Here is a 14478-nt window from a genome sequence, read left to right as displayed (position 1 = left end):
ATTGCCCATAGCCACCTCTCGCGGCGGCCTGCTAAGCTCGCCGCTCCATCGTATTGCCATCATGGCGACAGACAAGGATTCAGCATGAAACAACATCGGTTGGCGGCCGCTGTGGCCCTGGTGGGCCTGGTTCTCGCGGGCTGCGATTCGCAGACCAGCGTTGAACTCAAGACTCCGGCCCAGAAAGCCTCCTACGGTATTGGCCTGAACATGGGCAAGAGCCTCGCCCAGGAAGGTATGGACGACCTCGATCCCAAGGCTGTCGCCCAGGGCATCGAAGATGCCATCGGCAAGAAAGAGCAGCGCCTGAAGGACGAAGAGCTGGTTGAAGCCTTCGCCTTCCTGCAGAAGCGTGCCGAAGAGCGCATGACCGCGCTGAATGCCGAGAACGCAAAAGCCGGCAAGAAATTCCTCGAAGACAACGGCAAGCGCGAAGGTGTTGTGACCACCGCTTCCGGCCTGCAGTACGAGATCGTCAAGAAGGCCGAGGGTGCCCAGCCCAAGGCGACTGACGTGGTGACCGTTCACTACGAAGGCAAGCTGACTGACGGTACCGTCTTCGACAGCTCCGTCCAGCGTGGCAGCCCCATCGACCTGCCGGTCAATGGCGTGATCCCGGGTTGGGTCGAAGGTCTGCAACTGATGCACGTGGGTGAGAAGGTCAAACTCTTCATCCCCAGCGAGCTGGCCTATGGCGAGCAGAGCCCGAGCCCGGCCATTCCGGCCAACTCGGTTCTGGTGTTCGACCTGGAACTGCTCGGCATCAAGGATCCGGCGGCCGCCGACAAGCAATAAGCGGCAGTTGCCTTCGCGTGAACGCCCCGTCTCGACGGGGCGTTTTCGTTTCCAGCGCCAGTCTCATCTGAGCCTGAAGTCGACTTTTCAGTCACATCGGGAGTAGAGCGTCGAAAAGGTGTTACGGTTATGCACATGACCGGGTAACCACGATTGTGCTCGGTGCGACTTGCAGTCGCATTGCAGACCGTCTGGTCAAATGATTGATTTTCCTGGCCTTTTGGTAGTGGGCAAAATTTGCCCGATCTGTCGCGGAGCCGCATGACATGGGCCTTTTCCCTGTAATGTGGAAAACTGTTAACAAGGTTATCCACAGATTTCGTGGATAACCGCGCCAAGCCCTCTAGGCCAGGCTTCTGCCGAGGAGTAGCCGTGAAAGCACCCTGGAATTTCCAGCGTTACCTGACCCTGGCGCAGCGTTTCCTCGCCGGTGGGCGATTGCCGTCACTGCTGCTGGCGGTATCGCGCAAGAGCTCGAGCCAGAGCGGCCGGCTTGGTGCGGTGAAGGATGACCTGCGACTGTTACTGTCCCTCGCCAATGCCTGGCTGCGCGGTGAGTACCGGCAGATCAACCCCAAGGCGTTTCTCGCCGTGGTGGGAGCCTTGATTTACTTCGTCACGCCGCTCGATGCGCTGCCGGATTGGCTGGTAGGCATGGGCTTTGTCGACGATCTGGCGGTGCTGGCGTGGGTCCTGAAAACCTGGGGTGGCGAACTGGATGCCTTCCGTGCGTGGCGCGATGGACAGACGCCGGCTGTACGAGCAGCCCTGGAACAGTTGCCGGCGCCGGATTCTCAGCGATCCTGAAGTCCCGCGCGCTGTTGCTCGCCCTGTAGCAATGATTCGATTTCACCACTGTCCCTCAGGCGTTGCAGGGCGGCGTCCAGTTGTTCGGCCGGTATCGGCAGCTGACGGCCATAGGCGCAGTGCAGCCGGTAGCGTTCCACTACCCAGGGACTGAATACCAGCGGGGCGTCGGGTCGCACGGCCAGTTCATAGGCAAGGGCGCGGCGCATATCGATGATGGCGTCCAGTCGCTTGTGGCTTAGCAAGTTCAGGCGGGTGTCGAGATCGCGCACGTCCTTGCGTTCCACGTCGTTGTTCGCGAAGGCTTCCATCAGCGGCATGCTGTAGGCGAAGCCCAGGCTGGTACCCAGTACCTTGCCCTTGAGGTCGGCAAGGCTGGCGATGCGCGGGCTATCACGATGCTGAAGGAGGGCGTCTTCCTCTTCGAACAGCGATGGCGACCAGTGATACGCAGCTGCGTCCACCATCCATTCCGGATTCGAATTGCAGATCAGGTGGATGCGCCCGTTCTTCAGGGATTCCTCGATGCGCTTGTTCGGCGTTTCGATGAAGCTGACTTTTATGGACAGGTCTTCGGCGATGCGTTCGCCCAGATGACGGATGAAACCGCCGAGCAGGGCATGGTCGCTTACCTGTGCGTAGGGCATGCCATCGGCCGGGCCAAAACCCCAGCGCAACTCCTCGCCCAGTGATAGTCCGGGCCAGAGGCTGACAAGTATCCAGAGAACTATAAGAAAATGCCGCGTCACGAGCCTTCCCCCGCCAGGTGGACGCAGTATAGTTCACCCTCTGCGGGCCCTCGGCCTGATAATATGGCCGCCTGCATGGAGGTGCTGAAGCAGTCGGCACTGCGTTCCACGGGGAGCTTCAATGAGTGTGCAAGTGATCATGCGTGACGGCCAGGCGGAGTACGCGGTACTGCCCTGGTCCGAATACCAGGCGCTGCTGCGCGCCGCCGGCCAGGCCACTACGGAGTCGGTCACCGAACAAGCCAAGGTTGCGCTCGGACAACTGAAGTCGCTGCGCGAAGCGCAAGGCCAGAGTCTGGAGCAATTGGCCCGCACCGTGGGGATCAGCCCTCACTACCTCGGGCTGATCGAAAGCGGCGAACGCGAGCCCGACGAAGCCATTAAGCGTAGTCTGGCGCGTGTCCTCGGCGTATCCGGCTGGGAGTCCGGATCTTGAGTCTGCGAATCAGCCGCCAGCACTGGCAAGCCTTGTTGGATGAACTGGAAGATGCTCGCCGCCAGCGTCACCTGCTGACCTACCGCGCGTTGATCGAGCGCCTGCAATTGCCGTCCCCGGCGATGCAGACTCTCACCGCGGCCCTCGAACACCTGGCCGCCCTCGATGCACGCGCCGAGCGCCCGTTGCGTAGCTCCCTGGTGATCAGCCAGGGCGCCAGCCGCCTGCCGCGTACCGGCTTCTTCGAGTGTGTGGAACGCCTTGGCCGCTTCGCCGGTCCACCGGATGGCACCGCTGCCGCGTCCTGGCATGCGGCTGAAGTGGCACGGGTGTTCGAGTTCACCTACCCCGAGGAGCAGTGATGCTCTGGAAGCTGCGGGCTCGGCTCGGCTACCTGGTGGCACGCCGGCTCATGCGCTTCCCCAAGCTGGTGGCCCATCCGCGTGCCTGGCAGTGGATGCAAGGCCAGTTCGCGCGCATGGCTGCTTTGGGCGATGTTCCTGCACAGAGCTTTTACGGCCATCTCCTGCTGCACCGGGGACATGGCTTCGGCGCGCGGGAAGAGGGTATTCGCCTGCTCCGTCTGGCAGCTCAGGCCGGAGATGGCAAGTCCGCCTATCAGCTCGGTGTGCTGAGTCTGGCCGGCGATGCCCGCCAGGCTCCGGATGCCGCGGAAGCTGCACGCTGGTGGAAGCTGGCGGCCGATGCCGGTCATCCACTGGCGGCGCGAAAGCTGGTCGACCTTTACCGCGACGGCGGCCCGGGCCTGGAGCCCGATGGCGATTCGGCCAGGCGCGCTGAGCAGCGCGCAGGTGAGCTCGGTCTCTGACTCATTGGGGGATTGACTCCGCCCCTGATGAAACCGCTTCGATGATGTGCAAGCTGTAGCCTGGCATTGTCTTGGCGTGGCGTTTGGCCTCCGAGGCGAGCCCCGCCAGTTGCGAGGCATCAAGCCGCACGCAGTCTTCGGCCTTGAGTGTTACTACACCGATGGACAGCGACAGCAGCGGATACTCCTCGCGCTGGCCGTGGCGATTGTGGGCAACGAAGCAGCCCGCCTCCAGATGATCGTTGCGGTAGAAGCGCCGACACTGACCCTGGAAGTCTTCCAGCAGATGGTTGAGCCGCATGCGCCAATCGTCCGATCCCAGTACCAGCATGAAATCGTCACCGCCGATATGACCGACGAAGTCCCGTGCCGGGTCCACGCGCTCGCTCAGGCACTGGGCCAGGCACAGCAGCACCTCGTCGCCCTTGGCGTAGCCATAGAGGTCGTTGAAGGGCTTGAAGCTGTCGATGTCGACGTAGCAAACCACCGCCTGACGGCGTTGTTGCAGCAGGCGTGTCAGGCATTGCTGGATGGGCACGTTGCCCGGTAGCAGGGTCAGTGGATTGGCATGGCGGGCTTGCTGGATCTTCAGTTCGGTAATCAGCTTGAGCACGTCGATCACCCGTCCGAGGCCCCGGTAGCGACCGTCGAGAATGATGATGAAGTCCTCTTCGATACGTTGCCGCGCACGGCTGGTGATAAGGCGGCTGACCTGTTGCAGCGACTGCCCCATCTCCACGGCGAGGAAGTCTGCGCTCATCAGTCGATTCACCGATTTCCGGGTGAACAGGTCAGTAGCGAAAGGACGCAGCAGGGCTTCGGAGAGCAGATGACGATGCACGATGCCAACCGGGCGCTGATGGGCGTCCAGCACAGCCAGCGAGTTGAGGTTGGCCTGGGCCCGGAACGTTTCCAGCACCTCGTGGATGGGCGTGTCCTCATGTACCGCCAGCTGTTCGTTGAGTAGTGCGCAGAGGTCGCGGTTCTCCTCGTTCATGCTGCTGAGCGATTCCATTGTCGGCAACAACGCGCGGGCGTCTCGCGAGGGACGTTCCTGGGGGCGTCCAAGCAGGTAGCCCTGGACCAGGTCGACCCCCATTTCCGCAAGCACCGCGAGCTCTTCCGGCAGTTCGATACCTTCGGCGATGACCTGGGCCCGCGAGGCTTTTGCCATCTTCAGGATAGACTCGACGAACTCTCGCTTCACCGCGTCCTGGTGGATACCGTCGATGAAGTGGCGGTCGATCTTCACATAGTCCGGGCGCAGTTCGGACCAGAGGCGGAGGCTGGAATAGCCTGCACCCAGATCGTCGAGGGCGATGGAGAAGCCCATGGCGCGGTAATGGTGCAGGGCGGTATCGAGCAGGTTGAAGTCTTCGGTCGGAGTTTGCTCCGTCAGTTCGATCACCACCTGGCTCGGAGGGATACCGAAGGCTTGCAGCATCTTCAAGGTGCGGCCTGGCTGGTGCGCCGGGTCCAGCAGGGACTCCGGAGACACGTTGAGGAACAGCAGGCCATCGAGCTTGAGGTCCTTGAAACGGTGGCACGCAGTCTTGCGGCAGGCCATTTCAAGTTCGCTCAGACGTCCGGCGTGGCGCGCCACCGCGAACAGGGTCATGGGGGAGTGCAAAGGGCTGTTGGAGGGGCCGCGGGTCAGCGCCTCGTAGCCGAGGATGCGTCGCTCCGACAGCGACAGAATCGGCTGAAACAGGCTGTGCAAGTCGCCGTGAGCGAGGATCAGGCCCAGTGCGCTCAACTGCTCGGTGACGGTCATGCTGTTACTCGTGAAAAAGAAAGGGGCCGCAATTGCGGCCCCCGGATTTCACGACAGTTGTGTGACGGCCTTATGACATCATTTCAATGTTTCGCCACAGCTGCGTTCAGACCCAGATAGTCCAGCAGGATCTGCCCGGTTTCAGTCAGGTAGGCGTCGTCTTCCGGCTTGGTCTTTTCCTCTTCTACCGGTGCGGCGTCTTCGTCTTCCGGCTTGAGTTCCTTCAAGAGTTCCTCGCCCTTGGCCTTACGACGGGTGTTTTCCATCGCCAACTGCTTGGCTTCAATGTCGGACTGCTGGGCGCGACGCTTGGTCTCATTGAGGCTGACCTCAGTCTCCTTCAGCAGTTTCTGGGCCAGCGCCAGGCGCTCACGGCTGTAGACGAAGTCCGGATCCTGCGCGGTGCGCGCATCGTGGCGAGACTTCAGCTCAGCCAGGAACGGCTTGAACGGGTCCAGTTCAGGCTTGATGGCCGGACGGATGCTGTCCCAGGGCATGGCCTCTGGCAGGGCGCTTTCACCGATCTGCTTGGTATCCACAACCGAGGGGTACTCGATGTCCGGCAGCACGCCCTGGTGCTGGGTGCTCTGGCCGGAGACGCGGTAGAACTTGGCCAGGGTCAGCTTCAGCTCGCCGTGGTTCAACGGCTGGATGGTCTGCACGGTGCCTTTTCCGAAGGTCTGGCCACCGATGATCAACGCGCGGTGATAGTCCTGCATGGCGCCGGCGAAAATCTCCGAAGCCGACGCGGACAGGCGGTTGACCAGTACGGCCATCGGGCCGGTGTAGTAGGCGCCGGTGTTCTCGTCGGCCAGCACGTCGACGCGGCCGTCGCTATTTCGCACCAATACGGTCGGGCCCTGGTCGATGAACAGGCCGGTCAGCTCGGTGGCTTCCTGCAAGGAGCCGCCGCCGTTGTTGCGCAGGTCGATGACCACGCCGTCGACTTTTTCCTTCTGCAATTCGCCGAGGAGTTTCTTCACGTCGCGGGTGGTGCTCTTGTACTCGGGGTCGCCAGCGCGGAACGCCTTGAAGTCCAGGTAGAAGGCCGGTACCTCGATCACGCCGAGCTTGAACTTGCTGCCTTCATGCTCGAGGTTGAGTACGGATTTCTTCGCAGCCTGTTCTTCGAGCTTCACCGCTTCGCGGGTGATGGCGACGATCTTGCTGGTCTGGTCGTTTGGCGCGTTGCTGGCCGGGATCACTTCCAGGCGAACCACAGAGCCTTTCGGGCCACGGATCAGCTTGACCACTTCGTCCAGGCGCCAGCCGATCACGTCGACCATTTCGCCATTGCCCTGCGCGACGCCGACGATCTTGTCCGCCGGTGCTACCTGCTTGCTCTTCTCGGCCGGACCCGCCGGGACCAGGCGCACCACCTTCACGTACTCGTTGTCGCTTTGCAGCACGGCGCCGATGCCCTCGAGGGACAGGCTCATGTTGATGTCGAAGTTCTCCGCGTTGTCCGGGGAGAGGTACTGGGTGTGCGGGTCGTATGTCTGGGCAAAGGCATTGATGTAGGCCTGGAACACATCCTCGCCACGGGTCTGCTCGAGGCGGGAGAGCTGGTTCTTGTAGCGTTTGACCAGCAACTCCTGGATGGCCTTGGGTTCCTTCTTGGCGATCTTCAGGCGCAGCACTTCATCTTTCACGCGCTTGCGCCAGAGGTCGTCGAGGGCGGCGCGGTCCTTGGCCCAGGGCGCCTTCTCGCGATCGATCTCCAGGCTTTCGTCGACATTGAAGTCGATCTTGTCGACGCCCTTGTCCAGCAGCGCCAGGGCGAAGTCCAGGCGCTCCTTGAGTCGGTCCAGATGACGTTTGTAGATGATGAAGCCCGGCTCCAGGTCGCCGCTTTTCAGCAGGTCGTCGAAACGCGTGCGCCATTTGTCGAACTCGGCGATATCGCCGGCGGTGAAATACATCCGTGCCGGGTCGAGCAGCTTGAGGTAGCCCTCGTAGATCTTCACCGAGCGCTCGTCGTTGAGCGGCGGCTTGTTGTAGTGATGACGCTTGAGCAGCTCCACCACATTGAGGCTGGCGATCACCTGTTCACGGTCGGGTTGAATGGAGTCCCAACTGTTCGGGGCGGTAGGGGCGGCATGCAACGGCAGGACGCTGACGCTGAGGGCCAAGGTAAGGGCAGAACTGATCAGGGAGCGCTTCATGCTGATTCGACGTCGGGACAGGTGATAACGCATATTAGGCCGTATTTGAGGGCGCCGGGTTCCATTGGCGCAACGCGAAGGCCCAGCAGGTCGCCGGGCCAGGTCCAAGCTCACTATGGAGGCACCGTGAAGGCATTGCAAGGCGTCGAAGGGCGCGTGGAGTGGGGGGAGCGGGCCAGCCCGGCCTGTGATGTGGGGCAAGTGCGGATTCGTGTGGCCGCCGCCGGTCTGAACCGAGCCGACCTGTTACAACGTGCGGGACTATATCCGCCGCCGCCAGGGGCCAGCGATATCCTGGGACTGGAAGCCTCCGGGGTGATCGCCGAAGTGGGCCCGGGCAGTGGTGCCTGGCAGGTAGGTGACCGTGTCTGCTGCCTGCTCGCCGGGGGGGGCATGGCCGAGGAAGTCGTGGTGGATGCGCGCCATGTGCTGCCGGCGCCAGAGGGGCTATCCCTGGCCGAAGCCGCCGCGTTGCCCGAAGTCTATGCGACCGCCTGGCTCAACCTGTTCCAGCTGGCCGCTCTCAGGCCGGGCGAAAAGGTGCTGCTGCATGCTGGCGCAAGCGGCGTCGGCTCCGCCTCCATCCAGCTGTGCAAGGCTTTCGGCAATCCCTGCTGGGTCAGTGTGGGGTCGGCCGAGCGCCTGGCCTATTGCGAATCCCTTGGGGCCCAGGGCGGTGCGCTGCGTGGCGAAGCTCTGGAAAGCCTGCGTGACTTCGCGCCCTTCGACGTGATCCTCGATCCGGTGGGGGGCAACTATGCCAGTCTCAACCTCGCCCTGGCTGCCACCGATGGCCGCTGGGTGAACATCGGCCTGATGGGCGGACGCAAGGCCGAGCTCGACATGGCTCTGCTGCTGGGTAAGCGCGTGCAACTGATCGGGTCCACCCTGCGCAGCCGCGACGAGCAGTTCAAGGCCGATCTCATCAGCGAATTGCGCCAGCACGTATGGCCGCTGTTCGAGGAGGGCCGCCTGCAACCGAGACTGGAACGAGCCTTCCCTGCCAAGGACGCCGAGGCGGCTTTCGAAGCCCTGGCGAGCAACCAAGTGGAAGGAAAACTAGTGCTTGTGCTGGACGAAAGCCTGGTTTGACGTCCCTTTCCTCGACGCTCAAGCCCCCGTGGTCCGGGGCGTCGAGGAGTTGCATTGAGGTAATCAATCGTTCTGATGGGGTCATTCAATATGCTCTTTTTGGAATAGCCCAATAGTCTTTGTCGGGTAAATTTCTAACCCAACGAGGACGTTGCGATGTCTCTGATCAACACCGAAGTCAAACCGTTCAAAGCCACCGCCTACCACCACGGCAAGTTCGTCGAACTGACCGAAGCCAACCTGAAGGGCAAGTGGTCCGTATTCTTCTTCTACCCGGCCGACTTCACCTTCGTCTGCCCGACCGAGCTGGGCGACCTGGCTGACAACTACGCCGAGTTCCAGAAGCTGGGCGTGGAAATCTACGGCGTGTCCACCGACACCCACTTCACCCACAAGGCCTGGCACGACACTTCCGACACCATCGGCAAGATCCAGTACCCGCTTGTTGGCGACCCCACCTGGGTTCTGTCCAAGAACTTCGAAGTACTGATCGAAGAAGCAGGCCTGGCTGACCGTGGCACCTTCGTGATCGACCCGGAAGGCAAGATCCAGATCGTTGAAGTCAACGCTGGCGGTATCGGCCGTGACGCCCAGGAGCTGCTGCGCAAGGTCAAGGCTGCCCAGTACGTTGCCGCTCACCCGGGCGAAGTCTGCCCGGCCAAGTGGAAAGAAGGCGAAGCCACTCTGGCTCCTTCCCTCGACCTCGTAGGCAAGATCTAAGAATGGGCGGAACGCTGCTGCGCTAGGCATTGCTGCGTTGAAATCAGGCTCGGGCTGCTCATTTACAGCTCGTAAACTCCGCGCCCTCGCCTGATTTCGCCTTGCACTGCCGTCGCTCGCGACGTGTTCCATCCCATTTCGCTTCTTGCTTCGGCGGATGGCCTGGCCATCCGTCTGCATCACCCCTCATCCCGTTTCGGGCGGCTGGCGACGGCCGCCGAGGGGTGACTCATGCCCGCAATAAAGGAATTCGCACATGTTGGACGCCAATCTTAAAACCCAGTTGAAGGCCTACCTCGAAAAGGTCACCCAGCCGTTCGAGATCGTCGCGTCCCTCGATGACGGCGACAAATCCCGCGAATTGCTCGGGCTGCTGCAAGACATCGTCGGCCTGACCGACAAGATCACCCTGAAGACCGATGGTAGCGACGCCCGTCGTCCGTCGTTCTCCCTGAATCGCCCTGGCGCGGACATCTCCCTGCGCTTCGCCGGCATTCCCATGGGCCACGAGTTCACCTCGCTGGTGCTGGCCTTGCTGCAAGTGGGCGGTCACCCGTCCAAGCTCGGCACCGACGTGATCGAGCAGATCAAGTCGATCGAAGGTGAGTTCACTTTCGAAACCTATTTCTCGCTGTCCTGCCAGAACTGCCCCGACGTGGTGCAGGCGCTGAACCTGATGGCCGTGCTCAACCCGAACATCCGCCACGTCGCCATCGACGGCGCACTGTTCCAGGATGAAGTCGAGCAGCGCCAGATCATGTCTGTGCCCAGCATCTACCTGAACGGCGAACTGTTCGGCCAGGGCCGCATGGGCGTGGAAGAAATCCTCGCCAAGATCGACACCGGCGCCGCCGCTCGCGATGCCGAGAAACTGAATGCCAAGGCGCCTTTCGACGTGCTGGTGATCGGCGGTGGCCCTGCTGGTGCTTCCGCAGCCATCTACGCGGCGCGCAAAGGCATCCGCACCGGCGTTGCCGCCGAGCGCTTCGGTGGCCAGGTGCTGGACACCATGGCCATCGAGAACTTCATCTCCGTTCAGGAGACCGAAGGCCCGAAACTGGCCCGCGCCCTGGAAGAGCACGTCAAGCAATACGACGTCGACATCATGAACTTGCAGCGCGCCAGTGCGCTGGTCCCGGCCAAGGCTGAGGGCGAGCTGCATGAAGTCAAGTTCGAGAGCGGTGCGTCGCTGAAGGCGAAAACCGTGATCCTCTCCACCGGCGCCCGCTGGCGCGAAATGAACGTGCCCGGTGAGCAGGAATACCGCGGCCGTGGCGTGGCCTACTGCCCGCACTGCGACGGCCCGTTGTTCAAGGGCAAGCGTGTGGCGGTGATCGGTGGAGGCAACTCCGGCGTGGAAGCTGCTATCGACCTGGCCGGCCTTGTTGCCCAGGTCACCTTGATCGAATTCGACGACAAGCTGCGTGCTGACGCCGTGCTGCAGAAGAAGCTGGCCAGCTTGCCCAACGTCAACGTCATCAAGAGCGCGCTGACCACTGAAGTGAAAGGCGACGGCCAGAAGGTCAATGGCCTGGTCTACAAGGACCGCACCACTGACGAGCTGCGCACCCTGGAACTGGAAGGCATCTTCGTGCAGATTGGCCTGCTGCCCAACAGCGAGTGGCTGAAGGGTGTTGTGGAGCTGTCCCCGCGCGGCGAGATCATCGTCGACGCCAAGGGGCTGACCAATATCCCCGGCGTGTTCGCTGCGGGCGATGTGACAACCGTTCCGTACAAGCAGATCGTGATCGCCGTGGGTGAGGGCGCCAAGGCGTCGCTGGGGGCCTTCGATCACCTGATCCGTACGACCTGATTTACTCAGCGTGGTGTGCTGATATGGCGGAGGCCCGAAAGGGTCCTCCGCTTTTTTATGTCCGTGTGGCTTCCCTGTATCCTTCGCGCTTTCGTTCCTCAAGCGGCAGGGCTCTTCTCGTGAAACAGCAACTTATCGAATTGATCGCGGCGATCAGCTCCGGCTGCATGGCCGAGGATGAGATCGAACGCGTCGCCTCTGAGGCGACCCAGGCTTACGCCGATGCGGACGCCTTCCTCGCCGCCAACCCCGATATCAACTACGACGACAGCTTCCCCATCCCCCTCGGCGAGTGGGTGGTGGTGGGCAGCCTACCGGATACCGTGCTGTTCCAGGCAGACAGCTACGACCAGTTGTTCCAGCAGGTGGTGGATTCTTTCGGTCCGAGCGTGAATTTCGTGCTCAAGCCCAAGCAACTGGTGAAGGTCGAGCCACTCAAGGCCCTCAACCGTATCCAGGTTCAGATGGGCAGTCTCTACCCGGAAAAGGGTGGCTACGTGCTGGTGGATTTCAGCGAGCCGCTGGATGACGAACTGCAGTGCGTACTGGTCTACAAGAACGATCTGGAGAAGGTCGTGCAACTGGCCGTGGACGTCGGTATTTACGCCGCCCCGGCGTACGAGGCCCTCAAGGCCGCGATGGAGGAGGGCGACGACTGAGTCGTCGCCGACGGGCGCCCCTTTCGCTCCAGGAGAGGGGCCGGGGGTGAGGGAGCGTCACCCCGTGCCGTCGTTACAGCTGATAGCCGTAAGACTTGATCACTTCCGCAGCCTTTGGCCCCCTCAGGTAGTCCACCAGTGCCTTGGCGGCCGGATTGGCTTCGCCCTTCTTCAGGATCAGTGCGTCCTGCTTGATCGGCTCATGCATGTCGGCCGGCACGATCCAGGCGGAGCCGCTGGTGATCTTGCCGTCCTTGTACACCTGGGACAGGGCGACGAAGCCCAGCTCGGCATTCCCGCTGGAAACGAACTGCAGGGCCTGGGTGATGTTCTGGCCTTCCACCAGCTTGGGTTTGACTTCAGAGGCCAGGCCCAGCTTGTCCAGCACCTGGGTGGCCGCCAGGCCGTAAGGTGCAGTCTTCGGATTGGCGATGGACAGGTGTTTGTACTGGCCGCTCTTCAGCACATCGCCCTTGGCGTCCACATAGCCGTCCTGCGCCGACCAAAGCACCAGGGTGCCGATGGCGTACGTGAAGCGTGAGCCAGGCACCGAATCGCCTTCTTTTTCCAGCTTGGCCGGAGTGGTGTCGTCGGCCGAAAGAAAGACCTCGAAGGGGGCGCCATTCTTGATCTGGGTAAAGAGCTGGCCGGTGGCACCGGAGGCGGCGACCAGTTTGTGGCCGGTATCTTTCTCGAAGTCCTTGGCAATGGCCTGGATCGGCGCGGTGAAGTTGGCGGCGACAGCCACTTGGACTTCCGCGGCCGACGCGCTGCCCAAGGCGAAAGCTACGAGCGCGGCGGCGGCGCGGGAAAGGTGATGACTCATGAGACGACTCCTTGGTGAAGTGCTGAGGTTCTTGTTTTAGCGTTATGTATATATCTATATAGCGATTGCGACGCATTGTTGGGATTGGTTGACTTCAAAGTCAAGTTTCTGTTTGATCTGCACCGCCCGCCAATCTGCTTCGGTGACCTTTTGATCAGGTCGATGATGTTCGCCTAGCGCTATATACAAAATAATACAGCGATGTGCGATTGGTTTCGGGAGGACTTCAAGACCCAATGCATCGGAGTACAGCAATGAAACGCTCTCATTTCGCCCTGGCCGTCGCCCTCGGCGTGCTGGCCCAGCAGGCCGCCGCTGGCGGTTTCATCGAAGACAGCAAGGCCAGCCTGACCCTGCGCAACTTCTACATCAACTCGGACAACCGCCAGTTCGCCGACGCGCCGTCCAAGCAGGAAGAGTGGGGCCAGGGCTTCCTCTTCAACTACGCCTCCGGCTACACCGAAGGCACCGTCGGGGTTGGCGTCGATGCCCTCGGCCTGTTGGGCGTGAAGCTGGATTCCGGCAAGGGCCGCCACTACAACCCGACCAGCGCCAGCTACGGCGGCACCGTGTTCCCGACCGACAACGACGGCCGCGCCAAGGACGATTTCGGCAGCCTCGGCGTGACCGGCAAGGTGCGCATTTCCAAGACCGAAGCGCGCATCGGCACCCTGCTGCCGAAGCTGCCGGTGGTGACCTACAACGACGGCCGCCTGCTGCCGCAGACCTTCGAGGGTGGCCAGGTGACCTCCAGCGAGATCGCCGGCCTGACCCTGGTCGGTGGCCAGCTGGAACACGCCAAGGGGCGTAACTCCAGCGACGCCCGTGGCCTGTCGATCGCCGGCGCGAACAACGCCCGCAGCGGCCAGTTCGTCAACAAGTTCTACTTCGCCGGGGGCGACTACAAGGTCAGCGACAACCTGCTCGCGCAGTACTACTACGGCAACCTGGAAGACTTCTACAACCAGCACTTCCTCGGCCTGACCCACAACTGGGCGCTGCCGGTGGGCGCGCTGAAGTCCGACCTGCGCTACTTCTACAGCGATTCCGACGGCAAGAACGCCAGCGTGGCCGGCCGCCGCGAAGGCTTCCGCAGCTCGGGCAACTGGGCGGCCAACGACCCGGACCGCTATGAAGTGGACAACCGCACCTGGAGCGCGCTGTTCACCTACACCCTCGGCGGCCACGCGGCCAGCCTGGGCTACCAGCAGGTCTCCGGCGACAGTGCCTTCCCCTTCCTCAACCAGGGGGATGGCGCCACCGCCTACCTGATCACCGACCGCCAGATCGGCAAGTTCCTCAGCGCCGGCGAGCGCACCTGGGTGGCCGAATACGGCTACGACTTCGCCAAGCTCGGCGTGCCGGGGCTGAAGGCGGTGGGCACCTACCTGAAGGGCAGCAACATCGAGACCCAGGGCAGCGACCAGGGCGAGTGGGAGCGCGACTTCCGCCTCGACTACGTGCTGCAGGACGGTCCGCTGAAGGGGCTCGGCGTGTCCTGGCGCAACGCCGCACTGCGCAGCGACGCAGCCCGCGACCAGGACGAGAACCGGCTGATCCTGAGCTACACCCTGACCTTGCTGTAAAGCGCCCTGGGGCCTGTGGGAGCAATTTCAATCGCGAATGAATTCGCTCCTACAGGGATGGTTCCCATGTCAGGCCTCAGCACGGACGACTCCCTCTCCCGTTTGCGGGAGAGGGTTGGGGGGAGGCAAATAAGGCCCGCCCGGAGCTTCGTTGTGTTGGGCCTTGCAGGCTCGGGCCAACCTACGGGGCTTCTGCGCGGTCCTTGGAAAATGAATTCGCCCCCACG

Annotated in this window: 14 protein-coding genes; 10 read left to right on the top strand and 4 right to left on the bottom strand. The window is 62.3% G+C overall.

The features are described from left to right. The first annotated feature begins 84 nt into the window (after positions 1–84). Together D6Z43_RS13315 and D6Z43_RS13310 are read left to right on the top strand one after the other, a co-directional pair. On the top strand, positions 85–795 hold the full coding sequence (locus D6Z43_RS13315) for an FKBP-type peptidyl-prolyl cis-trans isomerase (RefSeq protein WP_120652663.1): 711 nt from the start codon (positions 85–87) through the stop codon (positions 793–795). Positions 796–1167: 372 nt separating this feature from the next. Next, complete coding sequence (locus tag D6Z43_RS13310; RefSeq protein ID WP_120652662.1) at positions 1168–1602, top strand: YkvA family protein; 435 nt, start codon at positions 1168–1170, stop codon at positions 1600–1602. On the opposite strand, the gene D6Z43_RS13305 is transcribed toward D6Z43_RS13310, so the two are convergent. After that, positions 1590–2249, bottom strand: coding sequence for an ABC transporter substrate-binding protein (locus D6Z43_RS13305; RefSeq protein ID WP_256661005.1), 660 nt, complete (start codon positions 2247–2249; stop codon positions 1590–1592). The genes D6Z43_RS13310 and D6Z43_RS13305 overlap by 13 nt on opposite strands. A gap of 223 nt (positions 2250–2472) precedes the next feature. Here D6Z43_RS13305 and D6Z43_RS13300 point away from each other — a divergent pair, with 223 nt between their 5' ends. The 3 genes from D6Z43_RS13300 to D6Z43_RS13290 are packed head-to-tail and all read left to right on the top strand — an operon-like array spanning position 2473 to position 3616. Then, positions 2473–2787 carry a helix-turn-helix domain-containing protein gene (locus tag D6Z43_RS13300; protein WP_120652660.1) on the top strand — a complete coding sequence of 105 codons (315 nt, stop codon included), beginning with the start codon at positions 2473–2475 and terminating at the stop codon, positions 2785–2787. Next, positions 2784–3149: a hypothetical protein gene (locus D6Z43_RS13295; protein WP_153918869.1), complete on the top strand. Its 366-nt coding sequence runs from the start codon at positions 2784–2786 to the stop codon at positions 3147–3149. Before D6Z43_RS13300 ends, D6Z43_RS13295 begins: the two co-directional genes overlap by 4 nt. Continuing rightward, positions 3149–3616 carry a tetratricopeptide repeat protein gene (locus D6Z43_RS13290; protein WP_120652658.1) on the top strand — a complete coding sequence of 156 codons (468 nt, stop codon included), beginning with the start codon at positions 3149–3151 and terminating at the stop codon, positions 3614–3616. The genes D6Z43_RS13295 and D6Z43_RS13290 overlap by 1 nt, the downstream gene beginning before the upstream one ends. Before the next feature lies 1 nt (position 3617). Here the strand turns inward: D6Z43_RS13290 and D6Z43_RS13285 are convergent, their stop codons facing one another. Together D6Z43_RS13285 and D6Z43_RS13280 are read right to left on the bottom strand one after the other, a co-directional pair. Beyond that, positions 3618–5390 (bottom strand): bifunctional diguanylate cyclase/phosphodiesterase, encoded by a 1773-nt coding sequence (locus D6Z43_RS13285; protein ID WP_120652657.1) that lies wholly within the window; start codon positions 5388–5390, stop codon positions 3618–3620. 83 nt (positions 5391–5473) lie between these two features. Further along, positions 5474–7555: a carboxy terminal-processing peptidase gene (locus tag D6Z43_RS13280; protein WP_120655257.1), complete on the bottom strand. Its 2082-nt coding sequence runs from the start codon at positions 7553–7555 to the stop codon at positions 5474–5476. Between the two features lie 126 nt (positions 7556–7681). Between D6Z43_RS13280 and D6Z43_RS13275 the strand changes: the two genes are divergently transcribed. The 4 genes from D6Z43_RS13275 (at position 7682) to D6Z43_RS13260 (ending at position 11839) form a co-directional block, all read left to right on the top strand. Then, complete coding sequence (locus D6Z43_RS13275) at positions 7682–8647, top strand: NAD(P)H-quinone oxidoreductase (RefSeq protein WP_120652656.1); 966 nt, start codon at positions 7682–7684, stop codon at positions 8645–8647. 156 nt (positions 8648–8803) lie between these two features. After that, positions 8804–9367 (top strand): alkyl hydroperoxide reductase subunit C, encoded by a 564-nt coding sequence (ahpC, locus tag D6Z43_RS13270; protein ID WP_069082528.1) that lies wholly within the window; start codon positions 8804–8806, stop codon positions 9365–9367. Positions 9368–9623: 256 nt separating this feature from the next. Next, positions 9624–11180 (top strand): alkyl hydroperoxide reductase subunit F, encoded by a 1557-nt coding sequence (gene ahpF / locus D6Z43_RS13265; RefSeq protein ID WP_120652655.1) that lies wholly within the window; start codon positions 9624–9626, stop codon positions 11178–11180. Positions 11181–11299: 119 nt separating this feature from the next. Next, the gene (locus D6Z43_RS13260) at positions 11300–11839 is read left to right on the top strand and encodes a hypothetical protein (protein ID WP_120652654.1); all 540 of its coding nucleotides are present in this window, start codon (positions 11300–11302) and stop codon (positions 11837–11839) included. A 73-nt stretch (positions 11840–11912) separates the two neighbouring features. Here the strand turns inward: D6Z43_RS13260 and modA are convergent, their stop codons facing one another. Further along, positions 11913–12665: a molybdate ABC transporter substrate-binding protein gene (gene modA / locus D6Z43_RS13255; protein WP_120652653.1), complete on the bottom strand. Its 753-nt coding sequence runs from the start codon at positions 12663–12665 to the stop codon at positions 11913–11915. Positions 12666–12919: 254 nt separating this feature from the next. Between modA and D6Z43_RS13250 the strand changes: the two genes are divergently transcribed. Then, entirely contained in the window at positions 12920–14251 is a 1332-nt protein-coding gene (locus D6Z43_RS13250) for an OprD family porin (protein ID WP_120652652.1), read from the top strand. The last annotated feature ends 227 nt before the right edge of the window (positions 14252–14478 follow it).

The sequence above is a fragment of the Pseudomonas sp. DY-1 genome (genome assembly GCF_003626975.1).
GTDB lineage: Bacteria > Pseudomonadota > Gammaproteobacteria > Pseudomonadales > Pseudomonadaceae > Metapseudomonas.
This window is presented reverse-complemented; position numbering and strand designations above follow the sequence as displayed.

Bases quoted from the DNA above. Each gene is read 5' to 3' on its own strand.
- D6Z43_RS13300 (WP_120652660.1), top strand. From the start codon at position 2,473: ATGAGTGTGCAAGTGATCATGCGTGACGGCCAGGCGGAGTACGCGGTA.
- D6Z43_RS13290 (WP_120652658.1), top strand. From the start codon at position 3,149: ATGCTCTGGAAGCTGCGGGCTCGGCTCGGCTACCTGGTGGCACGCCGG.
- D6Z43_RS13315 (WP_120652663.1), top strand. From the start codon at position 85: ATGAAACAACATCGGTTGGCGGCCGCTGTGGCCCTGGTGGGCCTGGTT.
- D6Z43_RS13280 (WP_120655257.1), bottom strand. From the start codon at position 7,555: ATGAAGCGCTCCCTGATCAGTTCTGCCCTTACCTTGGCCCTCAGCGTC.
- D6Z43_RS13250 (WP_120652652.1), top strand. From the start codon at position 12,920: ATGAAACGCTCTCATTTCGCCCTGGCCGTCGCCCTCGGCGTGCTGGCC.
- modA (WP_120652653.1), bottom strand. From the start codon at position 12,665: ATGAGTCATCACCTTTCCCGCGCCGCCGCCGCGCTCGTAGCTTTCGCC.
- ahpC (WP_069082528.1), top strand. From the start codon at position 8,804: ATGTCTCTGATCAACACCGAAGTCAAACCGTTCAAAGCCACCGCCTAC.
- D6Z43_RS13305 (WP_256661005.1), bottom strand. From the start codon at position 2,249: ATGCCCTACGCACAGGTAAGCGACCATGCCCTGCTCGGCGGTTTCATC.
- D6Z43_RS13285 (WP_120652657.1), bottom strand. From the start codon at position 5,390: ATGACCGTCACCGAGCAGTTGAGCGCACTGGGCCTGATCCTCGCTCAC.
- ahpF (WP_120652655.1), top strand. From the start codon at position 9,624: ATGTTGGACGCCAATCTTAAAACCCAGTTGAAGGCCTACCTCGAAAAG.